Annotated in this window: 20 protein-coding genes and 1 pseudogene; 5 read left to right on the top strand and 16 right to left on the bottom strand. The window is 71.6% G+C overall.

Annotation, left to right across the window (positions count from 1 at the left end):
- Positions 1-159: 159 nt before the first annotated feature.
- The 10 genes from ABZV00_RS34320 to ABZV00_RS34275 form a co-directional block, all read right to left on the bottom strand.
- Positions 160-1,308: an acyl-CoA dehydrogenase family protein gene (locus ABZV00_RS34320; RefSeq protein WP_355613919.1), complete on the bottom strand. Its 1,149-nt coding sequence runs from the start codon at positions 1,306-1,308 to the stop codon at positions 160-162.
- A gap of 60 nt (positions 1,309-1,368) precedes the next feature.
- Complete coding sequence (locus ABZV00_RS34315) at positions 1,369-4,155, bottom strand: AAA family ATPase (RefSeq protein ID WP_355613917.1); 2,787 nt, start codon at positions 4,153-4,155, stop codon at positions 1,369-1,371.
- 64 nt (positions 4,156-4,219) lie between these two features.
- The gene (locus ABZV00_RS34310) at positions 4,220-4,831 is read right to left on the bottom strand and encodes a TetR/AcrR family transcriptional regulator (RefSeq protein ID WP_355613915.1); all 612 of its coding nucleotides are present in this window, start codon (positions 4,829-4,831) and stop codon (positions 4,220-4,222) included.
- A gap of 91 nt (positions 4,832-4,922) precedes the next feature.
- Positions 4,923-5,690, bottom strand: a complete 768-nt coding sequence (locus ABZV00_RS34305; protein WP_355613913.1) for an SDR family oxidoreductase — start codon at positions 5,688-5,690, stop codon at positions 4,923-4,925.
- Positions 5,691-5,857: 167 nt separating this feature from the next.
- The gene (locus tag ABZV00_RS34300) at positions 5,858-7,144 is read right to left on the bottom strand and encodes an ABC transporter substrate-binding protein (RefSeq protein ID WP_355613910.1); all 1,287 of its coding nucleotides are present in this window, start codon (positions 7,142-7,144) and stop codon (positions 5,858-5,860) included.
- Positions 7,145-7,227: 83 nt separating this feature from the next.
- The gene (locus ABZV00_RS34295; protein ID WP_355613907.1) at positions 7,228-8,352 is read right to left on the bottom strand and encodes a branched-chain amino acid ABC transporter permease; all 1,125 of its coding nucleotides are present in this window, start codon (positions 8,350-8,352) and stop codon (positions 7,228-7,230) included.
- Positions 8,349-9,227 carry a branched-chain amino acid ABC transporter permease gene (locus ABZV00_RS34290; RefSeq protein WP_355613905.1) on the bottom strand — a complete coding sequence of 293 codons (879 nt, stop codon included), beginning with the start codon at positions 9,225-9,227 and terminating at the stop codon, positions 8,349-8,351. Before ABZV00_RS34290 ends, ABZV00_RS34295 begins: the two co-directional genes overlap by 4 nt.
- A 31-nt stretch (positions 9,228-9,258) precedes the next feature.
- Positions 9,259-9,981 (bottom strand): ABC transporter ATP-binding protein, encoded by a 723-nt coding sequence (locus tag ABZV00_RS34285; protein ID WP_355613903.1) that lies wholly within the window; start codon positions 9,979-9,981, stop codon positions 9,259-9,261.
- An 87-nt stretch (positions 9,982-10,068) separates the two neighbouring features.
- Positions 10,069-10,854: an ATP-binding cassette domain-containing protein gene (locus ABZV00_RS34280; protein ID WP_355613901.1), complete on the bottom strand. Its 786-nt coding sequence runs from the start codon at positions 10,852-10,854 to the stop codon at positions 10,069-10,071.
- Between the two features lie 137 nt (positions 10,855-10,991).
- Positions 10,992-11,858: an alpha/beta hydrolase gene (locus ABZV00_RS34275; protein WP_355613921.1), complete on the bottom strand. Its 867-nt coding sequence runs from the start codon at positions 11,856-11,858 to the stop codon at positions 10,992-10,994.
- Positions 11,859-12,419: 561 nt separating this feature from the next.
- Between ABZV00_RS34275 and ABZV00_RS34270 the strand changes: the two are divergent.
- Positions 12,420-12,842, top strand: a pseudogene (locus tag ABZV00_RS34270) (catalase HPII); the annotation flags it as partial.
- Positions 12,843-12,910: 68 nt separating this feature from the next.
- Here ABZV00_RS34270 and ABZV00_RS34265 read toward each other — a convergent pair.
- Complete coding sequence (locus ABZV00_RS34265) at positions 12,911-13,786, bottom strand: LLM class F420-dependent oxidoreductase (RefSeq protein WP_328415857.1); 876 nt, start codon at positions 13,784-13,786, stop codon at positions 12,911-12,913.
- Positions 13,787-13,938: 152 nt separating this feature from the next.
- Here ABZV00_RS34265 and ABZV00_RS34260 point away from each other — a divergent pair, with 152 nt between their 5' ends.
- Genes ABZV00_RS34260 through ABZV00_RS34250 form a run of 3 tightly spaced genes read left to right on the top strand, consistent with a single transcriptional unit; the run spans position 13,939 to position 17,263 of the window.
- Positions 13,939-15,105, top strand: coding sequence for an acyltransferase family protein (locus ABZV00_RS34260; RefSeq protein ID WP_355613898.1), 1,167 nt, complete (start codon positions 13,939-13,941; stop codon positions 15,103-15,105).
- Positions 15,102-16,244, top strand: coding sequence for an alanine racemase (gene alr, locus ABZV00_RS34255; protein ID WP_355613896.1), 1,143 nt, complete (start codon positions 15,102-15,104; stop codon positions 16,242-16,244). Before ABZV00_RS34260 ends, alr begins: the two co-directional genes overlap by 4 nt.
- Positions 16,241-17,263, top strand: a complete 1,023-nt coding sequence (locus tag ABZV00_RS34250) for a D-alanine--D-alanine ligase family protein (protein ID WP_355613894.1) — start codon at positions 16,241-16,243, stop codon at positions 17,261-17,263. Before alr ends, ABZV00_RS34250 begins: the two co-directional genes overlap by 4 nt.
- A 16-nt stretch (positions 17,264-17,279) precedes the next feature.
- Here the strand turns inward: ABZV00_RS34250 and ABZV00_RS34245 are convergent, their stop codons facing one another.
- The 4 genes from ABZV00_RS34245 to ABZV00_RS34230 all read right to left on the bottom strand — a co-directional run bounded on the left by ABZV00_RS34245 (position 17,280) and on the right by ABZV00_RS34230 (position 21,010).
- Entirely contained in the window at positions 17,280-17,789 is a 510-nt protein-coding gene (locus ABZV00_RS34245; protein WP_328415850.1) for a hypothetical protein, read from the bottom strand.
- Positions 17,786-19,243: a HAMP domain-containing sensor histidine kinase gene (locus ABZV00_RS34240; RefSeq protein ID WP_355613892.1), complete on the bottom strand. Its 1,458-nt coding sequence runs from the start codon at positions 19,241-19,243 to the stop codon at positions 17,786-17,788. The genes ABZV00_RS34245 and ABZV00_RS34240 overlap by 4 nt, the downstream gene beginning before the upstream one ends.
- On the bottom strand, positions 19,240-19,935 hold the full coding sequence (locus ABZV00_RS34235; RefSeq protein WP_355613890.1) for a response regulator transcription factor: 696 nt from the start codon (positions 19,933-19,935) through the stop codon (positions 19,240-19,242). Before ABZV00_RS34235 ends, ABZV00_RS34240 begins: the two co-directional genes overlap by 4 nt.
- A gap of 61 nt (positions 19,936-19,996) precedes the next feature.
- Positions 19,997-21,010, bottom strand: a complete 1,014-nt coding sequence (locus tag ABZV00_RS34230; RefSeq protein ID WP_355613888.1) for a phosphatase PAP2 family protein — start codon at positions 21,008-21,010, stop codon at positions 19,997-19,999.
- A gap of 272 nt (positions 21,011-21,282) precedes the next feature.
- On the opposite strand from ABZV00_RS34230, the gene ABZV00_RS34225 reads away from it, so the two are divergent.
- Positions 21,283-21,798, top strand: coding sequence for a winged helix-turn-helix domain-containing protein (locus tag ABZV00_RS34225; protein ID WP_355613886.1), 516 nt, complete (start codon positions 21,283-21,285; stop codon positions 21,796-21,798).
- 133 nt (positions 21,799-21,931) lie between these two features.
- On the opposite strand, the gene ABZV00_RS34220 is transcribed toward ABZV00_RS34225, so the two are convergent.
- A complete protein-coding gene (locus ABZV00_RS34220) occupies positions 21,932-26,305 on the bottom strand; it encodes a S8 family serine peptidase (protein WP_355613884.1) in 4,374 nt (1,457 codons plus the stop codon).
- Positions 26,306-26,451 lie beyond the last annotated feature (146 nt).

The raw sequence follows: 26,451 nt of genomic DNA, 5'->3' as shown, positions 1-26,451 counted from the left end.
TCGCACTTTCGCAGGTCGAAAACTCCAACGGAACAACGGCATGCGCCGTCACCAGCCCCCACCACCACCCACTAACACGACACAAGACCCATAAAAATACCGCAGAGTCATCACGCTCTTTCGTGTCCGGGCCACCCCGACGCGACACGCCGGGGGCGGCTAGAAGGCGTTGACGCCGGTGAGCGCGCGTCCGATCAGGAGCTGCTGGATCTGGCTGGTGCCCTCGTAGAGGGTGGCGACCCGGGCGTCGCGCAGGTACTTGCCGACGGGGTACTCGTCGATGTAGCCGTACCCCCCGAAGACCTGGACCGCGTTGTTGGCCGACCGGACGGCGGCCTCGCTCGCGAAGAGCTTGGCCATCGACGCCTCGGTGGCGAACGGCTGGCCGCGGTCGATCAGGTCGGCCACCTGCCACAACAGCAGCCGGGCCGCGTTGGTGTCCACCGCGATGCCGGCGAGCAGTTGCTGGACGAGCTGGTGACCGGCGATCGGCTTACCGAACTGGGTCCGCTGCCCGGCGTAGCCGACCGCCGCGTCGAGGCAACCCTGGGCGATGCCGACGCAACCGGCGGCGACCGACATTCGGCCCTTGGCCAGGGTGGCCAGCGCGAGGCGGAACCCGGCGCCCTCCGCGCCGAGGCGGGCCGCGTCGGGCACCCGCACCTCGTCGAAGCGCAGTTCCCCGGTGGCCTGCCCGCGCAGGCCGAGCTTGCCGTGGATCTCCCGCCGGGTCAGCCCGGGGCTGGCGGTCGGCACCAGGAACGCCGTGATGTTCCGGTGCCCGGGGCCACCGGTGCGGGCGAAGACCAGCGCCACGTCGGCGGTGGTGCCGTTGGTGATGAACGTCTTCGTGCCGGTGAGCAGCCAGTCGGTGCCGTCGCGCACCGCGCGGGTCCGCAGGGCGGCCGCGTCCGAGCCGCTGTCCGGTTCGGTCAGCGCGAAGCAGCCGAGAACGGCGCCGGAGCAGAGCCGGGGTAGCCACTCGGCCCGCTGCTCGACCGACCCGTGCGCGGCGATCGACTTCGCGACCAGGCCGAGTGAGACCGACACGATGCCGCGCACGGCCGAGTCTCCCCGGCCGAGCTCTTCCAGGACGAGGCAGTACGCGAGGTGGTCGCCCCCGGAACCGCCGTCGGACTCGGCGATGGTCAGCCCGAGAAAGCCCAGGTCGCCGAGCATGCCAACGACGGTCGGATCGACCGACTCGCGGCGATCCCAGGCCGCCGCGTGCGGCATCAGCTCCCGGTCGGCGAACTCGGCGGCGAGCTGACGGACTGCCGCCTGCTCGGCGGAAAGGGTGAGCTCCATGACGGATAAACTAGCGGTGATAGTTTTCCGCGTCCAGCGTGGACAGCGACCGACCGCCGGTCACCGGTCCGAGGTCAGCCCGGCGTGCCGCTCGGCGGCGAACGCGCGGGCAAGCTCGGTGCGGGAACGGATGCCGAGCCGGTGGAACACGTTGCGCAGGTGGTGGTCGACCGTGCGGGTGGAGAGAAACATCCGGGCGGCGATCTCCCGGTTGGTGGCCCCCTCGGCGACCAGTTGCGCGATCCGCAGTTGCTGACCGGTCAGCAGCCGTGCCGCGGGTAGGTCCGGCGGGCCGACCGACTCCCCGGCGGCGCGCAGCTCCGCGGTGGCCTGCTCGGCCCAGCAACTCGCCCCGAGCAGGGTGAACGTCTCGCGGGCCTGGTGCAGGTGCCCGCGGGCGTCGCGCGGGCGCCGGCTGCGGCGCAGCTCCTGACCGAAGAGCAGCTCGGTGCGGGCGCGCTCGAACGTGCCGGCCTCCATCGGGTGCAACCGCAGCGCGGTCCGGAACTCCCGCTCGGCCTCGGCGCTGCCCCGTGGCGCGAGCAGGGCGTGACACCGGGCGGAGAGTGCCCGGCGCAACGGGCTCGCGGTGCTGCTGGCCCAACGGTCGAAGACGGCGAGCGCGGCGGTCGCCGCCGGTCGGTGCGCCAGATGGGCGGCCGCCTCCACCAGGTACGGGGTGGCCATCACCTGGACGAGGACCTGCCCCCGGCCGGTGCCGAGCCGGGCCAGCGACGCCAGTCGGTCCGCGGCCTCGACATGTCGGCTGCCGAGCAGGTCGAGAACCGCCAGCGCCCACCCGGCGAGCGCGTGCGGCCGGCTGCCCGGTGTCGGCGTCTCGCCGATCTCGCGGATCCGTTGCAGGCTGGTGGCCCGGTCGGCGCGGATGGCGGCCAGCACGGCGAGCATGCCCAGGTGGACGTTGGCACAGTTGACCTGCCCGGTGGCGCGGGCGACCCGCAGCCCGGCACGGGAGGTCTCGGCCGCCGCCTCATGCCGGCCCAACCAGTACTCGGCGATGGCCCGCAGCTCCAGCGCCCGGGGCAGCATGGACAACTCGCCCCGGTCCCGGGCCAACCCGACGGCGCGCTCGGCGAGCCGGTGCGCCGCGCCGTCCACGGCCACCACCAGGCCGGCGGCTGCCGCGCAGGTGAGCGCGGTCGGGGTCAGTGCCGGCCCGGTCAACCGGCCACCGAGCACGACGGCCCGACGCAGCGCCGGGCCGGCCCGCTCGTGGTCGCCCCGCAGGGTCGCGGCCACCCCGGCGACCAAGGAGGCCCTCAGCTCGATGCCCGGCGGCTCGTTCGGGCGCCGCAACGCCAGCACCCGGCGCCCGACCTCGGCGTACCGGTACTGGTCACCGGCGAAGCAGACGGCCTCGCCGGCCCGCACCAGCGCGGCCAGGGCCAGGGCGCGATCGGTGCCGGCCACCGCCCCGGCGGCGGCCAGCAACGTGACCGACGCACCCGAGGCATCGTCGCACCGCAGTTCCAGCTCGCCACGGAGCAGGTCGGCGTGCCCACTGACGACCGGGTCCACGCAAACGGCGCGGAGGCGGTCGAGCAGCAGTCGGGCCTGACCGGGTTGGCCGGCCGCCCAGGCGTACCGGGCCGCGGCCAGCAGGCGGGCGGCGGCGCGGGCCGGTTCGTCGCTGAGCTCGGCGGCCCGGCACAGCGCCGCCGAGGCGGTGGCCCAGCCGCCCTCCCCACCGGCCGCGGCCTGTTCCAGCTCGGTGGCCAGGGCTGGGTCGGTGCCCGCTGTCGCGGCGGCGAGGTGCATCGCCGAGCGTAGCCGCTGCCCCTCTGCGTCGAACACGTCGGCAAGCAGCCGGTGCGCCGCGCGGCGCTCCGCGAGCGGCGCGATGGCCGCGACCATCGCGCGGGCCAGCGGCTGGGGGAACGTGACGCCGGTCGGCTCGACACGGACCAGGCCGACGACCTCCGCCGGGGCGAGCGCCTCGACGGTGGTCCCGGCGGCCTCCGCCGCCCGGATCAGGGTGGCCGGCCGTCCGTCCTCGTTGAGCGCGGCGAGTAGCAGCATCCGCCGGCTGTCCGCCGGCAATTGGTCCAGCCTGGCCCGATAGGCGCGGCCCAACGCACCCTCGGCCGGCGGTGCGGTGGGCAGCGACTCCTCCCCCCGCCACTGCCCGGGACTGAGCACACCGGCGAGGTCCACCAGGGCCTGCGGGTTACCGCCGCCGACTGCGGCGAGCGTGGCCGCGACCGGCGCGGCGGGCCGCTCGGGCAGCCGGTCGGTGAGGACGGCGACGCTCTCGCGCTCGTCCAGCGGTCGGAGCCGGTGCGCCGGGATCCCGTCGACCGTCGCGGTGACGTCCGCGGTGAGCAGGACGGCGACCGGCAGGTGCCGCAGCCGGCGGGCCACGACGGCCAGCACCTGGGTGGTCTGCCGGTCGCCCCGGTCGACGTCGTCCATGGTGCCGAGCAGGGGGCGGTCCCGGGCGGCGGCGGCGAGCAGCCCGAGCACGGCCATCGACAGCGCCAATTGGCGGTCAGCCGGACAGCCCTCTCCGGCCAGCGCCCGCCGCAGCAGGTGCCGCTGCTGCTCCGGCAGGGCGGCGGCCCGATCGAGCACCGGATCGAGCAGGCGCTGCAAGCCCGCGTACGGCAGTGCGGCCTCCTCGGCCAGGCCGGTCCCGGCGAGCACGGTGCACCGCTCGGCGTACCGGTGGGCGTAGCCGACCAGCGCGGTCCGGCCCGAACCCGGCTCGCCGTGCAGCAGCAGAGCACCACCACCGTCGGTCACGCCGTCGAGCAGGTTCCGGACAGCCCGGCACTCGTCGTCCCGGCCGCGCAGCACGGTTATTTGCACTCTTGATGCAGTAACCATGCATTCAGTGTCACCTATCGGTAACCGAATGGAAAGAGGTGGGCGATATCGTACCGAGCCGGTCTCAGCCGGCCGGCGCCTCGGCCAGCAGGGCGCCCACCGTCCGGGCCATCACCGCGCGGGCCTGATCCACGCCCAACCCCAGGCCGTCGCACAGCATCGACCAGGCCGGCCACATGCTCGCCGCCACGAGCGCGTTGAGCAACTGCCCCCGCCCCCGCCCGGCCTGCACCAACTCGGTGGCGAAGAGCTCCTCGACCTCGTCCCGGACCCGGTCGATGTGCCTGAGCCGGTTGCGGTGCAACTGGTCGGAGACCGGCTCGCGCATCTGGGCCGCCCGCGCCGACGGCGCGATGAGCTGGAGCAGCCGGGCGCGTTGCCGGCAGTACGCGTCAACTCGCTTCGCCAGCGGCAGCCCGGACGAGATCGGCCGGTAGGCGGCGTCCTGCTGGCGGAGCACCTCGGCCCCGCTCGCCTCGAAGAGGGTCTCCATGTCCTTGAAGTTGGTCCAGAGCGTCCGCAACGAGATGCCGGCTCGCTCGGCGATGCGTTCGCCGGTCGGCCGGAGGTCACCCTCGGAGATGAGCGCGAGGTGCGCCTCGACGATCGCCGCGCGAGTGCGCTCGGCCCGGGCGGTCCGCCCGTCGACCCGGACCGGGACCTCGACCGCGTCCATTCGCCCCCGCCCCTTCACCATGTCGTCCCCCGACGCACCGCCGAGTCTAGACAGGTGATGATCAGCGGCACCCGGGCGACCGCCGGCGCCGTCATCCGGCTCGACCGGTCAACGTGACGCCACCGTCGCAGACGATGGTCTGTCCGGTGATCCAGGCAGCGTCGGCGGAGGCCAGAAAGGCGACCGTGCCCGCCACGTCCTGCGGCAGGCCGAGCCGCCCGAGCGGGTACCGCTCGGCGACCTCGTCCTCCCGACCCTCGTAGAGGGCGGCGGCGAAGCGGGTCTTCACCACGCCGGGAGCGACGGCGTTGACCCGGACCGCCGGCCCCAGCTCCACGGCGAGGCTGGCGGTGAGGTGGTTGAGCGCGGCCTTGCTCACCCCGTAGAAGGCGATGCCGGGCGACGGGCCGAGCCCGGCCACCGACGATACGTTGACCACACAGCCACCCCGGTCGGTCATGCCGGCGGCGCAGACCTCCTGCACCCAACCGAGCGCGGCGACCAGGTTGACGTCGAAGATCTTGCGCGCCGCCCCCAGGTCGAGCCCGACCAGCGGGCCGTGCACCGGGTTGATGCCGGTGTTGTTGACCAGGAGGTCCACCGGCCCGAACGCCGCCATGACCTCCCGAACCGCGGCGGCCCGGTGCTCGGCGTCGTCAGCCCTCCCGGGTACGGCCACGGCGTACGCGGGCCCGCCCAGGGCGGTGACCGCCTCGGCCAGCGCCTCCGGACGTCGGGCGGTCAAACCTACCCGCGCCCCCTCGGCCACCAACCGCTGGGCGATGGCCAGGCCGATTCCCCTACTGGCACCGGTGACGATGGCGACCCGATCGACAAGCCGGCCTGAATCTGCATTCACAGTGCAGATAGTAGAAGCGGCGATCGGTGTCGGTCAACGTCCGGAGGGACGATCGTGTCGCCGGTCACTACGCTGGGTTGGCTGGCTGGGCGCAGCCGTACGACCGGGCGTGGGCACGGCGATGTGCCGCGTGACCACGCCCGGTCGACTGCCGGGGCCGGGTGTCGTCAGGAGACGGTCGGTATCCCGTTGGCCGGTGGTGTCACCGGCGCCGCGCTGTACTCGCTGACCGGCCCGTCCTCCTCGTCGGTCTCGTACGTCGGCCCGAAGTAGCTCTGCACTCCCCCGCTCACCCGGGCCAGCCGCTGCCCGCCGTAGCCGGAGTGGTCATCGGCGGAGAAGCGCAGCGGTGCCAGCCCGGGGCCCTGGAAGCCACCCTTCTGCACCGCCTCCAGCACCTTCTCCCGGGTGAGGTCCTTGCCCGCGGCGAGCAGCACCTGCACGAAGAGGTAGCCGACCGACATGCCGTAGACGGTGTTGCCGTCGAACGGCGCATCCCCGTTGTGCTCCTTGTTGATCTTCGTGAAGAGCTGGATCCACGGATTCGCGGTGTCGTTCTGCATCGGCAGGTAGTTGGTGCCGACCACGCCCTCAAGCAGCGGGGCGGCGGCGCCGAGCTGCTTGGCCAGGGTCGGGTAATCGGAGCCGACGTTGGACACCAGCCACTGCGGCTTGAAGCCCAGCCGCGCGGCGGTGCCGATGGAGAGCGCGGTGAAGCCGGGCACGGTGGCGAGCACGACGACCTGGCAGCCGGCGGCCTTGAACGCGCCGATCTGCGGCGCCACGTTGGTGTTGCTGGTGACGTACGTCTGCTTGACCGCCACGGCCGTGGCGCCGAGCACCTTCTCCACGCCGAGCAGGCTGTCCCGGCCGAAGTCGTCGTCCTGACCCAGGAAGCAGACCTTCTGGCCGGCCAGGTTCGCCTTCGCGTAGGTGGCGAGGATCTTACCCTCGACCGTGTAGTCCGGGTTGAACCCGAACGTGCCGGGATACTTGTCCGGCTGGTCCCAGCTGCGGCTGCCGGAGGCGACGAAGAGGTCAGGCACCCGGTTGCTCTTGAGGAAGTCGAGCACGCCGGTGTGCGTCGGCGTACCGAGGCCGTTGAGGATGGCGAAGACCTTGTCCTGCAGGACGAGCTGGCGGACCACCTGCTGCGTGTTCGCCGGGTTGTAGCCGTCGTCCATGACCTTGTAGGTGATCTTCCGCCCGTGCACGCCGCCATTGGCGTTGACGTAGTCGAAGTACGCCTTCGTCGCCGGGGCGATCTTGGAGTAGCCCGCCGAGGCCGGCCCGGTGAGCGGCATGTGGGTGCCGACGACGATCTCGCTGTCGGTGACGCCCGGCACCGATCCCCCGCCGGGACCGGAACCGTCGTCGCCGCTGCAACCGGCGGCGCTGATCAACAGGGCTATGGTGCTGGCGATCGCGAGACCGCGTCGTGCCGTACGGCGCATGGGAAACACCGACCTTTCTCGGTCCGGTTCTCAATCGAACGGTGTGGTGGTGGGGCGCCCGGCCGAGGCCGGACAGGGACAGCTCAGGACCGCCGGGCCGACCACCGGGCCAACAGCGCCCGGCCAAGACGCGACAGCAGACCCTGCACGCCGCCGGGTGCGGCGATCATGACGACGATCAGGGTGACTCCGAAGATCGCCAGCGGGAGGTTGCCCTCCAGCCGCTGCGCCACCGCGGGCGAGAGGGTGAGCAGCTCGGTCGCGGAGTGGGTGAGATCGGGCAGGGCAACCAGCAGGACGGCCCCCCACAGCGCGCCGGCGAGGCGACCGAGACCGCCGATCACCACGGCCATCAGGAGGAAGAGCGACAGGGTCAGCGAGAACGCGCCCGGAGACACGCTCTGCGCGAGCACCGCGAGCAGGGCGCCGCCGAGACCGGCGGTGGCGGCGCTGACCACGAACGCGAGCACCTGGGTACGGGCCACGTGGATACCGGCGAGGCGCGCGGCCACCTCGTCGTCGCGGACCGCCCGGAAGGTACGCCCGTACCGGCTGCGGATCAGGTTGGCCAGCAGCAGCAGGGCGAGCAGGGTGGCCGCACCGGCGAGCCAGAGCTGCCACCGCTCGTAGGGAAAGTACGGGCCGAGCGACATCGGCGGCGGTTCCACCGGCACCGACAGCCCCTGCTCGCCGTTGAAGACGCCGTCGAAGGTGACGGCCAGGGCCGGCACGACGACAGCCACGGCGAGGGTCACCCCGGCCAGGTAGGGGCCACGCAGCCGGGCCGCGGCGACGCCGACCACCGCACCGACCGCGACCGTGCTGAGCACCGCCGCGCCGAGCGAGAGCGGCAGCAGCCAGCCACCGGTCATCCCCCGGTCGGCGAACGCGTTCTGGCAGAGAGCCACGGTGTACGCGCCGGTGGCCATCAACGCGCCGTGCCCGAGCGAGAGCTGGCCGTTGAGCCCGGTGAGGACCGTCAACCCGGCGGTGGCGCAGAGGTAGGCGGCCACGGTGGCGAGCTGGAAGTTGCGGAACGGCTCGACGGCGTAGCTGACCCCGAGCAGCAGCAGCGCGGCGGCGAGCGCGAAGGCAAGGTGGCGCAGCAGGGTGGAGCCGCGCCGCCGGTCGACCGGACGGTCGCCGCCGCCAGTGCCTGCGCCGGCCAGGTTCTGCTGTGGCGGCAGGGCCGCCTGAGTGGCGCTCACACCCGCCTCGCCGTGACCGGAGCGAACAGCCCGCCGGGGCGGACCAGCAGCACCGCCAGCAGCAGGACCAGCACCGCCAACGGCGTGAGGTCACTGCCGGCGTAACCGCTGACGTAGGAGAGCAGCAGCCCCACCACCAGACCACCGACCACCGCCCCTGGTGGACTGTCCAGCCCGCCGACCACCGCCGCGGTGAACGCCGAGACGAAGACCAGGTCCATCGCGTGCGGATGCAGACCGAGCTCGGTGGGGATGACCAGCATGGCGGCCAACGCGCCCACGCCGGAGGCGAGCGCCCAGCCGAGGGTCAGCATGCCGCCGACGTTGACGCCGAGCAGGCGGGAGATCTCGGGGGCGAAGGCCGCCGCGCGCATCCGCAACCCGACCGCGGTCCGGGCGAAGAGCCAGGCCAGACCAACGACCACCGCCCCGATCGCCGCGAAGACGAACAGGTCGTACGGCGAGAGCACGGCGACCCCACCCACGGTGAGGGCGGAGCGGCTGAACGGCGCGTCGGCGGGTCGGAACTCGCTGCCGTACACCATCCCCAGGACGGCCTGGATCAGCAGGACCAGCCCGAGCGCGACGATCACCGGGTTGAGCGGCGACGCGTGGTCGACGAAGCGCATCACGGCGCGGTCCACCAGTGCGCCGAGCAACAGTCCGGCGAGGATCGCGACCAGGAAACCCAGCCAGTAGGAGCCGGTCGACGCGGACACGGAGTAGGCGACGTAGGCGGCGGCGACGGCCATCGCCCCCTGGGCGAAGTTGACGACCCGCGCCGCCCGCCAGATGAGCACCAGGGCGAGCGCGAACGCGGCGTACACCGCACCCCGGGACAGGCCGTCGATGGTGAGGAAGACGAAGCGGTCCAACAGTCCTCCCTCCTGAGGGACGAGGTGGTGGTCAGAAACCGAGGTAGGCGTGTCGCAGGTCGACGTCGTCGCGCAACTTGGCGGCCGGGGCGGCGATCACCACCTGGCCGAGCGCCATCACCACGCCCTGGTCGGCCACGGCGAGTGCGCTGCGGACGTTCTGCTCGACCAGCAGCACGGTCAGGCCGGTACGGTCACGCAACTGGCGGAGCAGGGCCATGGTCCGGGCGACCACTCGCGGCGCCAGCCCGAGCGACGGCTCGTCGAGCAGCAGCAGACGGGGTCGACCGACCAGCGCCCGGCCGAGCGCGAGCATCTGCCGCTCGCCACCGGAGAGCTGGTGGCCGAGGTGCCGACGCCGTCGGGCCAGCGGCTCGAAGAGCTCGTAGACCTCGTCGAGAGCACGGCCGGCGTCGGCCCGGTCGCGCCGCCACAGCCCGCCGAGCCGCAGGTTCTCGTCGACGGTGAGCTCGTTGATCACACCCCGCCCCTCCGGCACATGCGCCATGCCACGCCGGACGAGCTGCTCCACCGGTGTGCCGCGCAGGTCCTCTCCGTCGAGGAGGACCTGCCCGGCGGCCGGACGGATCATGCCGGAGAGCGCGCGCAGCAGGGTGGTCTTGCCGGCACCGTTGGCGCCGACGACCGCGGCGATGGTGCCGGCTGGGACGGTGAGGTCGATGGCCTGCAGCACGGGCGCGGCACCGTAACCGGCCACCAGCCCGCGCACCACCAGCAGGTCCGGCCCGCTCACGCCGCACCACCCTTCGTTCGCGACTGCGGGGCTCGCAAACCCGGCTCACTCCTCGCGCTCACGCCGCACCACCCTTCGTTGTCGCGCTCATGCCGCGGCCTCGTCGATGGCGGCCCCGAGATAGGCGTCAGTGACGGCGGGGTCGTCGCGGATCTCGTCCGGCGTGCCGGCGGCGATCACCCGGCCGAAGTCGAGCACCACGATCTCGTCGCAGACCGCCATCACCAGGTCCATGTGGTGCTCCACCAGCAGCACCGCGCAGGGGTCGGCGTCCCGCTGGGGAAGCTGCCGGATCAGCTCCGCCAGCTCGGTGATGTCGTCGGCGCCGAGGCCACCAGCGGGCTCGTCGAGCAGGAGCAGCCGAGGCCGGGCGGCGAGCGCGCGAGCCAGAGCGACCCGCTGGCGTACGGCGAAGGGCAGCGTGGTCGGCGCGGCGTCGGCGTGCCTGGCGATCCCCAGATCGTCCAGGATGTCCAGTGCGTCCTGGCGCAGCCGCCGCTCGTCGCGGTCGCTGCTGGGCAGACCGAGCAGCGCCGACACGAAGCCGGCCCGCGCGGTGTGTGAGGCGCCGGTCATCACGTTCTCCAGCACCGTGAGCCCGGCGAAGAGGCCGGTCCCCTGCAGGGTCCGGGCGATGCCGAGCCGGGTCAGCCGGTGCGGCCGGGGCCGCAACGGTCTGTCGTCGAGGGTGAGCGAACCCGTCTCCGGCGTGACGAAGCCGCAGATCACGTTGAACAACGTGGTCTTACCGGCGCCGTTCGGCCCGATCACGCCCACCACCCGGTTGGGTGACACCCGCAGTGAGACGTCGTCGAGGGCGGTGAGGCCGCCGAACCGTACGCCGATGTGGTGCAATGCGAGCCCGCGCTCCATCACCCATCCCTCTGTTGTGGCGGGTGTTATTTACACTCGCAGTGTACGTTTCTCGGGTACCGCGTCAAGACCTTCAATACCTCGCCATCGGCAGGCGGACGGGGCGGCCGCCAGCGGCGACCGCCCCGGGATCGCGGTCAGGAACTGGGGCAGGTGTTGCGGTACTCCTGGATCTGCGAGCCGCTCGGGCCCGGGCAGAGGAACTGCTCGTAGCGGGTGTCGTCGTCGACGAACCGCTTGAGCCAGGCCACCATCTGCCGGGCCGTCGGCGTGTTCACCGTCTGCGGGAAGAAGTGGCTCGCTCCGTTCAGTTCCAGGTACGCCTTCTCCGCCGAGGCCGGGATGCTGTTGTAGAACGGCTCCGAGTGCGACGAGACCGGCGCGACACTGTCGCTCTCGCCACCGATGATCAGCGTGGGCACCTGAAGCTCGGACCAGCTCTTGTCCAAATTCCACGGTGCGAGCGGCACCGCGGCCTGCAACGACGGCCGCGCCGACGCCGCCTCCAGACTGCCGCCGCCGCCCATCGAGTGGCCAGCCACCGCGAGCCGACTGCCGTCGATCCGGGTACGCACCGAACTGCGCTCGACCAGGTAGTCGAGCGCGGCGAGGAGCTGACGGCCACGGCTGTCCGGCTGGTCCAGCCGGCTGTTGGTCTCGATGCCGATCACCACGAAGCCGTGCGAGGCGATCCGGGGGCCGAGCCAGCTGATGCTGGACCAGGCCGCGGTGTAGCCGGGCGAGATGGCGATGGCGCCGAAGGTGCCCTCGCTGGTGCTGGTCGGGTAGTAGATGACGCCACCGCCGAAGCCGGTGACGCTCAGCGAGGACACGTTCTGCGAGGCGGTGGCGAACGGGCCGCGACTGGCCTCCAGGATCGCGGTGGTCGGGTTGGGGCCCCTCTCGTACGGGCTCGCCGCCTGCGCGGCGCCGGAGCTACCGGCCAGGACGCCTCCGGCGACCAGGGTGGCGGCCAGCACGAGCCGGGCGGCTCGGGCTGCCATGGAACGGGGACGGGTGGTGGTTGGTGACGACACGTCGGGCACTCCCTAGAGTCGAGGGATATCGACGTGCGTCAGTTTTGGCCGCTGCGTCGGCCCACGCATCGGTGAAATCACCAGTCCCGCCGGTCGGCGTCCGCCCTACCCGGGATCGGGACGCGGGCATCGGCCGCGTTTTGCCCTCTGACCAGGGGTAGGGACTCCACTGCCTGCTCGTAGACGCTCCATGGAGGGGTTCGTTCAGTGGATGCCAGCAAGCCCGCCGAGGCGGTCAAGAACGCCGTGAAGACCGCCTCAGACAAGATCGCCGACGCCCTGACGCCAGATGTCCCCGGCGCGCCGGGCAGCGCCTCGCCACCCGTCGAGGAGCCGACGACGCCGCGCGACCCGTTGCCGCCGAAGACGGAGCAGGGTGCCCCGCAGACCCGCACCGCGACCGGCGCGGAGACCGGCGCGCCGACGACCGCCAAGGGTCAGCAGGGTGCCTTCCTCACCACCTCGCAGGGGGCTCGGCTCCGCGACACCGACCACTCACTCAAGGCCGGATCACGTGGTCCGACGCTGGTACGCGCAGCCGTGTTCGAGGCCGGCATGGTGCCGCTGCTGATCGCCCCACACGGCGGCATGGTGGGCGGCATGCCGGTGCAGCGGACCTTCGCCACCGGCCGGTCGGTCGAGTTCGACGCGGTCCTGCTGGCCGGAGCGCCGGCACCCGCACCGGATGCCACCCCGGCCCGCGACGACAAGGCGGGTAGGCCGCAGGCGGTGGCCGTGGATCCCCGCGTGCTGCTCCTCGTCGAGGAGTGCTGGCGGCACGCCAAGACGATCGGCGCCTGGGGCGCCGGCGTCACCGTGCTGGAGCAGGCGGGGGTGAGTGGCACTCCGGGCGTCGTCACGGCGGGCTCCGGCGTCGAAGCCCTGACCGCGGTGCAGCGGCTGATGGCCGCGCACCGGGTGTGGGAACGGCTCCCCACCTCGGTCGCCTGACGCCACCAGCTATTCACCAGGGGCTGTCCTCCGCTCGGTGGAGGGCAGCCCCTGGTGCCGTACCGGGATCAGCCGATGTCGGCCAACCGGGGCAGCACCTCGTCGCCGAGCCGCTGGGCGAACTCCACCGGGTGGCGATCCGGCGTGACCTGCACCTCGGTGACCCCGAGCGCGGCGTAGTCGGCAACCTCGGCGAGGAACGCGTCGACGTCGGCCAACGGTGGCCGGTGGGCGACCACGGTCTTCTCGACGGTGTCGTAGTCGCGGCCCTCGGCGACGCAGTGCCCCCGCAGCACCTCCAGCTTGCGCGCCACCTCGTCGGCGCCGGCGGCCGTGCCGAACAGGTTGCACGCGTCGGCGTACCGGGCCACCAGGAGCAGCGTCTTCTTCTCGCCGCCGCCGCCGATCATGATCGGCGGGTGCGGACGGCTCAACGGCTGGGGCGAGTTGATCGTCTCGGCGAGCTGGTAGTGCTGTCCGTTGAACGGCCCGTTGTCGTCACCCCACATCTGCAGGCAGATCCGCAGCGTCTCCTCCAGCCGCTCGAAGCGCTCGGCCACCGGCACCACGGGCACGCCGAGGCCGCGCTGCTCCCGCTCGTACCAGGATGCGCCGATGCCGAGCCGGGCCCGACCGCCGGAGAGCACGTCGAGAGTGCTGACGATCTTGGCGAGGAGCCCCGGATACCGGTACATCACGCCAGTGACCAGCACGCCCAGCGTCATCCGCTGGGTCTTCGCGGCGACGAAGCCCAGCGTCGTGTACGCCTCCAACATCGGCTCCTCGGCCGGGGCCACCGCGTCCATCTGGAAGAAGTGGTCCATCACCGTGAACGACGCGACGCCGGCCTGTTCGGCGGTGGTGGCCGCCTCGGCCAGGGTCGGTGCGATCGCCGCCGGCTCGGCCGGGGTCGAGTACGTCCAGTAGTGCAGTCCGAGCTTCATTCTCGACACCTCCGAACCGAGCCTAGTGGTCGTCGACGCCACAGACCCGCGGGTCGAGCAGGCCGACGGCGGGTGAGGTCCGGGGATTTCCATTACCGGTTCATGACAATTCGTGGATCACGCGCGGATATCCGGCTGACACCTTCTGCTGAGTGATCCCCCAGCCGACATCCACCGACTCCCGGCCCACCGGGTACGCGCCTGAGGTGGCGCGCGCCCGGTTCCGCCACCGGAGGCCCTGGACCCTGTCCAGCCCCGCCCCGGGACAGCCACGCCGAGCGGAGTGGGCCGACGCCGCGAAGGGCGCCTGCATCATCCTCGTCGTCCTGTGGCACGTCGTCGTCAAGGACTACCTGCAGATCGACTGGCACGTCGGCGTACCGGTGCCGGGCCTGTGGGGGACGCTGGGCGAGCAGTTACTGCCGCTGCGGATGCCGCTGTTCTTCACCATCTCCGGCGTCTTCGCGGCTACCGCCGTCCAGCGCCCCTGGCGGGTCGTCGCCCGCAGCCGGATCGCCGGCTTCCTCTACCTGTACGCCGTCTGGCTGCTGATCCACACCGTGATCTTCGCCGCGGCCCCGGACTTCCCGACCGACCGCGCCACGTCCGCCCTCGGTCTGCTGGAACAGCTCACGATCACGCCCTCGAACCTCTGGTACCTGTACGCCCTGGCGCTCTACTTCACGGTCGCCAAGGTGGCCCTCCGGGCGCCCCGGGTGCTGGTCCTCGTACCCGCCGCGGCGCTGTCCGCCGTCGCCGCCGCCGGCCTGCTCGACGCACCGGGCAACCGCGCCGGCCTGTACCAGAACCTGATCTTCTTCCTCGCCGGCCTGTACCTGCGACCGCAGATCGAGTGGTGGGCGGCAACCGCCACCCGGCGCCGCCTCGCGCTGACCTCGGGTGCCTACGTCCTCGCGCTCGCCGCGATGGCGACGGTCGGCGCCCAGCGATGGTTCGGCGTGTGGCCGGAGGTCTCCGTTGTGGCGGTCGCGTTCGGCGTCACCGCGGCCGCCCAACTGGGCCGGTGGCCCGCCCTCAGCCGCCGACTCAGCACGCTCGGCCGCAACACGTTGCCGATCTACGTCATCCACATGCCGGTCCTGGCCCTGCTGCACCGGCTGCTGCTCGCACCGGCCTCCCAGCTGGACCGCGTCGGGCAGGACCTGATCGTGCTCGGCTACCCGATCCTGCTGACCGGGCTCGTGATCGGCGTGAGCCTGGCCATCCACCGCGGGCTGCTGGCGGTGCACGCGCGCTGGCTGTTCGCCCTCCCCGGCGACCGCCGGACCGTACTCCGCCGGCTGGAGGCGGCCGGATGAGCGCGTTGGCCGAGGCGGTGGTCGACCTCGGGGCGATCGCCGGCAATGTCCGGACGATCGCGTCGGTCACCGGCACCGAGTTGATGGCGGTGGTGAAGGCGGACGGGTTCGGCCACGGCGCGGTGATGGTCGCCCGTGCCGCGCTGCGCGCCGGCGCGGGTTGGCTGGGGGTGACCTCGGCATCCGAGGCGCTGGCCCTGCGCAGCGCCGGCATCACCGCGCCCACCCTGAGCTGGTTGCACCGCCCGGACGACGACTTCGCCAGCCTGATCAGCGCCGGCGTCGACGTCGGCGTGTCGACGACGACCCACCTGCACGCCGTCGTCGACGCGGCCCACCGGCTCGGCGTACCCGCGCTGGTGCAGCTCAAGGCCGACACCGGCATGTCCCGCAACGGAGCCCGCGGGGACGACTGGCACGAACTGGTCGCCTGGGCCCGCAAGTACGAGCGGGAGGGCGGAGTCCGGGTGCGCGGCGTGTGGTCCCATCTGACCGATGCGGACGTACCGGGCAGCCCCGGGCTGGCCCGGCAGGTGGCGACCTTCGAGGAGGCGTTGCGGGTCGCCCGGTCCGCCGGCCTCGACCCCGACCTGGTCCACCTGGCCAACTCGGCTGCCGCGCTGTCGGCACCCCGGACCCGCTTCGACCTCTGCCGGATCGGGCTCGCCCTGTACGGCGTGGACCCGTTCGGCGGTACCGGGCCCAGTGAGTTCGGGCTCCGCGCCGCGATGACGCTGCGCACGACTGTCGTCAACGTGAAGCGGGTGCCCGCGGGCACGGGTGTCTCCTACGGACCCGAGTACGTGACTTCGGCGCCGACCACGCTGGCCCTGCTGCCGCTCGGCTACGCCGACGGCCTCACCCGGGCCGCCGAGAGCCGCGCCGCGGTGTGGCTCGGCGGCCGGCGCTGCCCGATCGTCGGGCGCATCGCCATGGACCAGTGCGTGGTCGACGCGGGCGACCTTCCCGTGGCGCTCGGCGACCCGGTCGTGGTGTTCGGCCCCGAAGGGGACGACCTCGCCCAACCGACGGTCGCCGAGTGGGCGCGGTGGGCCGGCACCAACCCAAACGAGATCTTGACCGGCATCGGGGCCCGGGTGGCCCGCGACCACCTCCACGAAAGGGCGGACGTTTCATGACAACCCGACTGGCAGTGCTGTACGGCGGGCAGAGCGGCGAGCACGAGGTGTCCCGCCGCTCGGCGGCGAGCATCCTCGCCGGGCTGGACCGCGACCGGTACCAGGTCACCGAGGTGCTCATCGACCGGGACGGCGGGTGGCACGTCGACGGCCGCCCGACCCCACTCCCCCACGCGCTGCGCGTGCTACGCGCCCAGGACGTGGTGTTCCCGGCCCTGCACGGCCCGTACGGCGAGGATGGCACCGTGGCGTCGCTGCTGGGCTGGCTCGGCGTGCCGTACGTCGGCAACGGCGTCTTCGCCAGCGCCGCCGGCATGGACAAGGGAGTCACCAAGAGGCTCCTCAACGCGGAGGGCCTGCGGGTCAGCCCCGGGGTGACCCTGCGTCCCGGCGAGGAACTGTCCCCGGCCGACCGGCGACGGCTGGGCCTGCCGGTCTTCGTGAAGCCCGCCCGGGCCGGCTCCAGCCTGGGCGTCGTCAGGGTGACCGACTGGGCGGAACTTCCCGCTGCGCTGGAGCAGGCCCGGGAGGTGGACCCGAAGGTCCTGGTCGAGCAGGGGGCGCGCGGACGTGAGATCGACGTGGCCGTCCTCCAGCATCCTGACGGCCGGGTGCAGGCCGGTCCGCCCCTGGAGATCCGGGTGAGCGGCACGGGCTTCTTCGACTACGACGCCAAGTACGACGGCGGGGCGGTTTTCCAGATCCCCGCACCGCTCGACCCGGCCACCACCGAGGTGCTTCAGGACCGCGCGATCCGCGCCTTCCACGCCCTCGACTGCCGCGGGCTGCTCCGGGTCGACTTCTTCCTGCCCGCCGAGGGGTCCGCGGAGCCCATCGTGAACGAGGTCAACACCTTCCCCGGGTTCACCACCGCATCGCAGTTCCCGCAGATCTGGCAGCAGGCCGGGATCGGGTTCGCCGACCTGCTCGACATCCTGATCTCCGGCGCGCTGGCCGACCAGGGCCGGTCCCGCTCCGGCGGGTTGCCCCGGCCGGCACGGGCGGTCGATCTGGTGTGAGCGCCCCTCGCCCCGGTCACCTGATCGGACAGAACCGGGGCGGGCGGGCGCCATCCGGGCCGGCGACGGTGACCGGGACGAAACTGTCGGCCAGACCGGCGACCGCCGTGGTGCCGATCACGGTGCAGACGATCTGGTCGGCCGCGGTCCCCGACAAGGACATGACGGCACCCACCATCGTCACCGTGAGGCCGGGTTGGTCGCCCGTCACCGTCACCGTCACCAGGGAGGCCGGGACGAGGCCGACCGGCACCTCGCTGGTGAGCCCCTGTCTCCACTCGGAGTCGTCCGGACCCGCTGCCAACATCCGGAGCGTCTCCTCCGGCGAGGCGTCCATCTTGGTCGGGCGGATGACCAACACGAGTTGCCCGTGCGCGAGCAGGTAGAGCCTGACTCCCGCGGACGGACCGGTCGTCGCGGCGCTGCCGGTGATGACGCCGCTGGGCCGGACCCCGCAGCCCGCCACGAGCAGCGTGAGCAGAAGCCCGCCGGCGAGCAGCGCCCGAGCCGCCCGACGGCCGGTCACCGTACGCCTCCGGCGCCCGCCGCCACCCGGGGCAGGCGGAGCGTGAACACCGCGCCACCGGTCGGACCGTTGCCGGCGACGAGACTTCCCTGCTGCCCGGCGTGCCGGTGCAGGCGGGCGTTCTCCCATGCGATGGCGAGGCCCAGACCGCTGCCCTCGGTGCGGGTCCGCGCGGTGTCCGCCTTGTAGAAGCGGTCGAAGACGTGCGGCAGCACCTCCTGGTCCAGCCCGGGCCCCTGATCGCGGACCTCGATGGTGATCCAGTCCGGTTCGGCGCGCAGGTCCACGGAGACCGGCTCGGCCCCGTGCCGGAAGGCGTTGCCGACCAGGTTGGCGACGATGACGTCCAGCCGGCGGGGATCCAGCCGGGCGACGATTCCGGGCGGCAGTTCCGTCCGCACCCGATCGGCCCAGCCCCGGATCCGCAGGGTGGCGCTCACCGCCGCGGCCACGTCGACGTCGTCGAGGGCGAGCCGCGCCGTGCCGGAGTCGAACCTGCTGATCTCGATGAGGTCGTTGACCAGCCGAGTGAGGTTCTGCGTCTCCTGACTGACGAGCCGGGCGGCCTTGCCGGCATCCCCCGGCAGCCGGTCGGCCTCCTCGTCCAGCACGTCGGTGACCGCCGTCATCGCGGCCAGGGGCGTACGGAGTTCGTGCGACACGTCGGCCACGAAGCGCCGGGCGTCGGACTCCATCCGCCGCAGCTCGCCGACCTGTCGCTCCAGCGTCCCCGCCGTGTCGTTGAAGGTCCGCGCCACGTCGGCCAGCTCGTCGGCGCCCCGAACCACCAGCCGGGTTGTCAGGTCGCCCTCGCCGAGCCGGCGCGCCGCCCGTCCCAGCTCGCGTACCGGCCGGAGCACGCCTTGGGCGGCCAGCAGGGCCAGCAGGACGGCGAGGACCAGGGAGAGCCCACCGGTCAGCCACGCCAGGGTGGCGAGCCGGTCGATGCTCTGTTGTTCGGGGGCGAGGCTGCGCAGCGCATAGACCTCCAGCCCGGACGGCTGGGCAGTGCCATCGGGTCGCTCGAGCCTCAGCTGGGTCCCGATGAGCAGCATGGGTTGACCGTCGCGCGAAACGCGTTGCCAGGCGACGAGGCCACTCTCGACCGCCTGCCGCAGCTCCGGGCTGACCGGCTCGGGGAACTGCACGCCCTGCGCCCGCATGTCACGGTAGAGGATTACCACGTCTCCGTCCCGGTCGGAGAGGCGCTGGGACAACGCGTCGAGCACCTCCTGGGACGGCGGGAGCTGGCGTACCGGGTAGACCTCCGTGAGCTGTTCGGTCAGCGACACCACCGCGGCGTCCTGCGCCTGCTGGAGGATCACCCTCCGGGCCTGGAAGTAGCTTCCGCTGGCCACCACCGCGGTGGTGGTCATGCCCAGCAACGCGAAGGCCAGCAGCAGCCGAACCCGCAGGCCCGACGCCTGGCCGCCGGCCCAGCGCCACAGCCTCACAGCGGCCCGAACCGGTATCCGAAACCGCGTACCGTCTGGATGAAGACCGGCACCGACGAGTCGTCCTCGATCTTGGCGCGCAGCCGCTGTACACAGGCGTCCACCAGCCGCGAGTCGCCGAGGTATCCGTGCTCCCACACGGCCGACAGCAGCTGCTGTCGGCTCAGCACCTGTCCCGGCGTGTACGAGAGTTCGAGCAGCAGGCGCAGCTCCGTCGGGGCGAGGCTGACCGGCTGCCCGCCCTTGCTGACCACCAGCGCCGCCCGGTCGATGGTCAGGGCACCGTGCTGTTCCACGCCGGACCGCTCGCCGCCGCTACGTCGCGACTCGCCAGCGGTCCGTCGCAGCACCGCGCGGATGCGCGCCTCAAGCACCCGGGGCTGCACCGGCTTGACCACGTAGTCGTCGGCGCCGGCCTCCAGGCCCGCCACCACATCCATGTCGTCGTTGCGGGCGGTCAGCATGATGATCGGCAGGTCGCCGAGCTGCCGGATCCGGCGGCAGACCTCAAACCCATCCATCCCGGGCAGCATGAGATCGAGGATCACGACGTCGGACGAGGCCGCGCGCAACCGTTCCAGCCCCTGCTCACCGGTCGCCACGGCATCCACCGTGTGGCCCTGTCGGGTGAGCGCCAACTGCAGTCCGTCGCGCACCGTCTGGTGATCTTCGATCAGCAGGACCTGGGACATGTCGCCAAGTATCGCATCATGATTTGGTTTAGCCTTTTGTCGATGTCCTGGAGGTTGGGTATCAACCCTGCGCTGTCCCGCCGTCCCGAATGTTCACTGCCGGCTCCGGCTGGGCACGATGCCGCGAATGCATCGGGCCGATAAAATTCGCCGACCGCACCAGGAACACCACCGACACCACCGACAGCATCGTCAATCCGGTCGCCGCGACGATGGCGACGAGCGTCCCCCGCTGCACCGATGCGTCCAGACCCGGTCCGACCACCAGAAGCGCCCAGACCAGCACGACCAGCCCCACCGCCCCCTCGATCAGCCCGCGCCACAGGGTGCCACTGTCCTGCCCACCGCGCGGGCCGGTGACGCCGCCCGGATCAGCGTCCCGGCGCCAGCCCGCCAGCGCCGCCGCGGCCAGGCAGAACAGCGCCACGCCCAGCAGAACACCGCCGAGCGCGTCGCTGAACCGGTGCCAGCCCGCGATCATGGTGGCCGAGGCGATCACCGAGACGCCCACCGCGCCCGGTACCGCCAGCCATCGTCGGGCCCACCCGGGCAGGACCAGCATGAACGCCAGCAGCAGGGCCGTCGCGGCGGCGACATGACCGCTGGGAAAGCTGTTGTGGGTGGTTGAACTCTCGATCTGAAAGTCCGAACGGGGAAGCATCGACTTGACCGCTCCGGCCACCACCACCGCGGTGAGCACCATGCCGATACCCACGACTCCCGCAAGCAACCGCCGGCCGAGCAGACCCACCAGCAACACCGCGCCGAGCAGGACGGCCAGGAGCACAGGGCTGCCGAAGGCTGCCAGCACGGTCTTGGACGGACCGACCAGGACGGTCTGCTGCTCGTACCCTCCGCCCCGCTCGGCACGCGGCAGGAGCAGTCCGTCCAGCCATTGGCCGGGGTAGGTCCGTACGAACACGACGCAGATCAGGCCCAGGACGACCAGGTGACCCAGGGCCGCACCGAGCAGAGGCAGGCCGAGGGGCGTGGCTGCGCGGACCGGTGGCAGCGGTCCCGCCGGCTGCGGGCCCGGTGCCGACCGCCCGACGTGGTACGGCGATCCGAGGGACATGTCGGCCATGCTCCGCTCGCCACGTCCGGGCACCGTCCGCGGATTGTCTTCGTTCTGTCACAACTTCCGGTGGGTTCCCGGCAAAACCGACGAAGCCGCCCCCGAACGGCTTGCCCGCACCTGAACGCTCATTCATATGCTTACATGCAACTATGTTTTACCCGACCGAGACGAGCCACCACTAAGGTCAGGACATCGATTGATCGATATTTTCGGTCGGCGGTGCGAAAAACCATCCGGAGCGAGTTGGGGAACCGGAAGGGGTTGGGGAAATGCAGGGGATTCCGGCCGCCTCCTTGGTGATCGGCATCGCGTCCTCGCCGGCCGAACGCCGACAGTTGGCGCGGCTGCTCGGTGGGAGCGACGCATTCCTGATTGTTTCAAGCGTCGAGCAGGCACGGGAGTTCCTCGGGGTGGTCGAGGTGCCTCCCGTCGCCACGGCGACTCCCCCCGCTCAGGCGGTGGTCGCCGAGGCGGCGCAGAGCACGCACTCGCCGCCACCACCCGAGCTGGCCGTCGATTCCGACCGCCGGGTGCTGCGGTGGCGCGACCAGGAGATCGACCTGACCCGGCTGGAGCACGACGTGCTGCTCTGCCTGGTCGACGCACCCGGACAGGTCTGGACGTACGAGCGCCTGCACCTTGAGGTCTGGGGCAACAGGCACCTCGGCCGCGGGTCCGACATGCACTCGGTCATCCGACGGGTACGCCGCAAACTCGCCCGGCTGAACGCCGCCGCGACGATCCACGCGGTGCGTGGGGTCGGCTTCCGGCTCGCCCCGGTCTGATCGCGACCGGCAATCCGGGGGCGCCGCGGCTGCGGCGCCCCCGGATCGTGTCGTTCCGGCTCACCGCCGGCGAAGCTGGTCCGGCCCGCCTGGTCAGTGACCAGGCGGGCCGGATGGTGTTACCGCTCAGACGTCAGCACCGAACGGGAGACAACCCGAAGTCCTCCACGGTGGGCGTGGTGGTGTTGACCTTCGTCTGACGGGTCTGGGGCTTCCAGCCGTCCTTGGCGACGATCATCGTGAGCGGGTTGTTCCGGCGGTCCACCCAGTAGGCGTACTTGCCCTGGGCGTCGGTGGCGAAGGTCCACGACATCGCCCACGAGTCGACCTGGACCACCGCACCGGCAATCGGCGAGGTCGCACCCTGGCAGCTGGTCCCGGTCACCGTGCCCAGCAGCTTGCCCCAGGTCTTCGGAGGCGTCACGTTCATGGTCACCGCGACGGGTGCCACCGTGTACGGCGTGTTCTCCTTGATCCCCACCGAGCCGGAGTAGGTGCCCGGCTGATCGACGTTCGCCGTCATCCCGACGGTGACCGTGACCTTCTGACCCGGCGCGAGGGTGACGGCCGACTTGTCGATCGTCATCCAGCTGACATCGGCCGCCGCCTCGGCACAACCCTCGAACCCGGGCAGCACCTCGCTGTCCGGCGCCGCGTTGAAGTTGCCGGACGAGCCGCCGATCTTGTAGAAGCCGCACGCCGCGCCACCGCGGTAGCGCGCGGTGTTGGCGTTCGGCAGGTTGGACCACGAGCTGGTGGCCGGGTCGTAGGCGAAGCCGGCGTTGCTGATGGCTCCACCCTGCGAACCACCGACGACGAGGAGCTTGCCGCTCGCAACAGCGAACGAGCTGGCCCAGTTGTCGACCGGCGCATCGGCGATGGCGGTCCAGGTGTTGGCACCCGGGTCGAAGGCGTAGCTGGACTTCTGCGCGGCAGCGCCGTCATTGCCACCGGTGCAGTAGACCGTGCCGTCGATCCCTCCGCAGGAGGCGAAGGCCACCGACTTCGGGTAGTTGGCCAGCGTCTCCCAGGTGTCGCTGGCCGGGTCGTACCGGACGACACTGTTCGACATCGGCGTACAGGCGGCCGTGGTGCAGCCACCGATCGCGTACAGCTTGCCGTCGACGACCGTTTGGCCGGCAGCGGCTCGCGGCGCCGGGTTGTCGGCCAGCTCGGTCCAGGTGTTGGCCGCCGGGTCGTACGACCAGGTGGCCGAGTCCGGCCCGGAGGCACCCCAGCCACCGGTGGCGATGATCTTCCCGCCCACGACGCCCACCGTCAGGGCGTTGCGGGCGCCGGGAAGGTCGGCGACCGGCGTCCAGGTCTGCGCGACCGGGTCGTAGGCGACGTTCTTCGTGGTGGAGGCGCTGCCGTCGCCACCGCCGATCGAGTAGACCTTGCCGTCCAGGTTCACCACACGGTTGTCCATGATGTTGGACGGGTAGTCGGTGATGTCCGTCCACGGCGCAGCCTGTGGGCTGACCGCGGTGGAGGTCGCCGTCGCCGCCTTGCCGGACGCCTTGGCGGCGAACGACGTCGGCACGGTGAGCCGCTGCTCCGGCGCGCCGCTGGAACCGAGCACCTGCTGCCTGGTCACCCGGGACCCGTCCGCCCGGAGGAGTTCGAACCCGTTGTCGCGCTCACTGAACTCGACGTCGACCGGCGCGCCGCCGGTGTTGGTCACCGTGAACGTCTTGCTGGCCTTGCCGCTGGGCATCTGGACCGTCGCGCTCAGCTGGGTCGGTGCCACCGACAGCCGGCCGGCCGCCAGCACGAAGTTCGCGGCGGTGGCCCAGTCTGCCTGGACGTCGACCTGCTTGCTCTGGCTGACGTAGTTGCCGGCCTTCGCGGTGAACTTGTGCGTGTCGGTCAGCGTCGAGAAGATCCAGTAGAAGCCGTCGGCCAGTCCCGGGTCGTCCGGGGTCGCCACGGTGACGCCCTTCTCGGCGGGCCGGTCGTCGCTGGTGACGGTGGCACCGTTGATGTAGCTGTTGTCGTTCTTGTCACGGACGTTGCCGACGACAAGACCACCGTCGACCGGCACGCAGGTGACCTGGCTGCCGATCAGTACGTTGTCGACCTCCCACCACCACTCGTACGAGGCGTCGTAGTAGTGGAACCGGACCTGGACCTGCGCCTGGCCGGCCGCCTGCGGGATCGGGATCTCGGTGACCTTCGGCCCCCGGACGTCCGTCGCCTGCCGGAGCACGTTCGTCCAGGTGGCCCCGCCGTCGATGCTCAGATCGACATCGCCGCGGTCGCTGGCCAGTTGGTTGAAGTCCTGGTTGAACCGGATGACCGGGGCGGTGACCCCGGTCAGGTTGACCACCGGGCTGACCAGCGAGGTGTCCTGGCTCCCGCCCGCGCCGTACGCGTCACTGTCGATCATCGCGAAGTTGCCGGTGCCGCCGGTCAGGTTGCCGCGGCTGCCGTCGTCGGTGAACTTCCAGACCTGGCCGTTGCCCTTGTTGTCCACAACGGACCAGCCGGCCGGCACCGTGGTGCCGTCGAAGGTCTCGTACTCACCGTCGGAGCCGAAGGTGTATCCGGGCGCCGTCGTACAGGTGGTGGTGTTCACCGGTACCGCGACGTTGGCGGTGACGTTACCCGAGGCGACGACCACCTCCTTGGTGACCGTCTGGTAGCCCGGGTACTGCGACTCGTACTTCAGCGTGTAGGTCTGCCCGGCCGGCAGCGTGATGCTGTAGCGGCCGTTCACCGGCGTGGTGTAGTCGTACACGCCGGACACACCCTGCACGGTGACCTTCGCGTAGAGCGGCCAGCCGTGTCCGGAGCCGTCGGTGACAGCTCCGGTGACGTTGACGCTCGCCACCGCCGTCAGCGCGACGTCGAGCGTCGTGGTGGCGCCATCGGTGACCGTCGCCGGCTTCGTGGTGCTGCCGTACCCGAACGCCGCCACGGCGACCTGGTAGTCGCCGACCGGGAGTTGGGTCGAGTACTTCCCGTCGGTACCGGTGCTCACCTCGCGCGCGGTCGGGCCGGTGAGCGTCAGGGTCGCACCGGCGATCGGGGCGCCGGTGGCCGCGTCGGTGACCGTGCCGGCCAGGGTGCCGGTGTCGCCGGTCGGGGCGGCGTTGAGCAGCGCGAGCGCGTCCAGCAGGCCCTCGCCGTAGACGTTGTTGTCCGCCGGGGTGCCACCGCACTGGGCGTCGGCCTTGTCGATCGCGGCGCCGTTGAGCAGCGCACGGGTCGCGTCGATGTCACCGACCAGCGACGGCGCCGCCGAGTACAGCAGCGCGATCGTACCCGCGAGGTGCGGGGCGGCCATGGAGGTGCCGCTGGCGCTGCCGTAGGCGTTGCCCGGAAGGCTCGACCGGACGTTCACGCCGGGCGCCGAGATGTTGGGCTTGATGTCGCCGTTCTGCCCGGGACCCCGGCCGGAGAAACCGGCGATGTTGTTGTTGATGTCGTACGCGCCGGTCGAGTAGTTGCTGACCGAACTGCCCGGCGAACCACTGGTCTGGCATGCCGGCCCGCTGTTGCCGTTGGACCAGACTCCGAAGATCCCCGACGCGGCCCAGGCCAGCGTCACGTCCTCCATGAAGGGCTCGGTGGAGGGGTTCTGGCTGCCCCACGAGTTGTTGATGACGTTCGGTCGCTTGCTGGCGTCCGGGTTCTGGCCGTTGAGGTCGACCGGCTCCAGCATCCACTGACCGGACGTGATCAGGGCGGCGTCGCTGGGGCAGCAACCGTTCGCCGCGATCCACTTGACCCCCGGGGCGACACCGATCTGGTTCGCGCCGTCGGAGCCGGCCATGGTGCCCATCGTGTGCGTGCCGTGGCCATCGCCGTCACAGGGTGCGGTGGCGCAGGTCCCGGCGGCGTTGAACCAGTTGTAGTTGTGGTCGAACGTGCCGTCGCCGTTGTTGCCGCGATAGGAGTTGACCAACGCCGGGTGGTCGAACTGCACGCCGGTGTCGATGTTCGCGATGGTGATGCCCTCGCCGGTGACGCCGTACTGGGACCAGACGTCGTCGGCGTTGATGTTCGCGATGCCCCACTCGAGGGCGTTCACGGTCTTCTCGTCGCTGCCCTTGGTGGTCTCGGGCACCTTGTAGGCGACCGGGGCGTACAAGCCCTCGACCTCTGCGTGGGAGGCGAACTTCTGCACCATCGCCAGGGAGCCGCTGCTCACCTTGATGGCGTTGGTCGCCCAGAAGGTCTGGTACTTCGCGCCCGAGTCGTCAAGCTCGGCCCGGATCTTGCCCTGGCTCTCGGCGGCGGTCTTGCGCAGTGCGTCCGCAACCGCCGTGCCACGCTTCGCCCAGTCCTTGATGGCACTGGCCTTGCTCAGGTCCGCCCGGTCCTTGAACCGGATCCAGAAGTCCCCTTCGCTCTTGGCCTGGAGCTGCTTTGCCAGCTCCGGTCGGATCTTGTCTCCGACCGGGGTACCCGTGCCCATCCCGCCGCCGGGCGCGGCCTGCGCGGCCGAGCCGATGCTGACCATGCATGTTGCGGCGAGGATCATCGCCGCACCAGCGCTCACCAGTGATCTGGCTGTGCGCCGCCATTGTGGACGTCTGAACATCGGTGCTGCCTCCCTCAGAACGACCCAGGGTGAAATGGGCCATGTGAAGGTGCAGAAGGTTCGTCTCGATGGACCGAGTGAACGAACCCTTCCATGCCCCCCCA

This window comes from Micromonospora sp. NPDC005173, from assembly GCF_040608515.1.
Lineage (GTDB): Bacteria > Actinomycetota > Actinomycetes > Mycobacteriales > Micromonosporaceae > Micromonospora.
The sequence above is the reverse complement of the archived record's forward strand: the minus strand, read 5'-3'. Positions and strand labels throughout refer to the sequence as shown.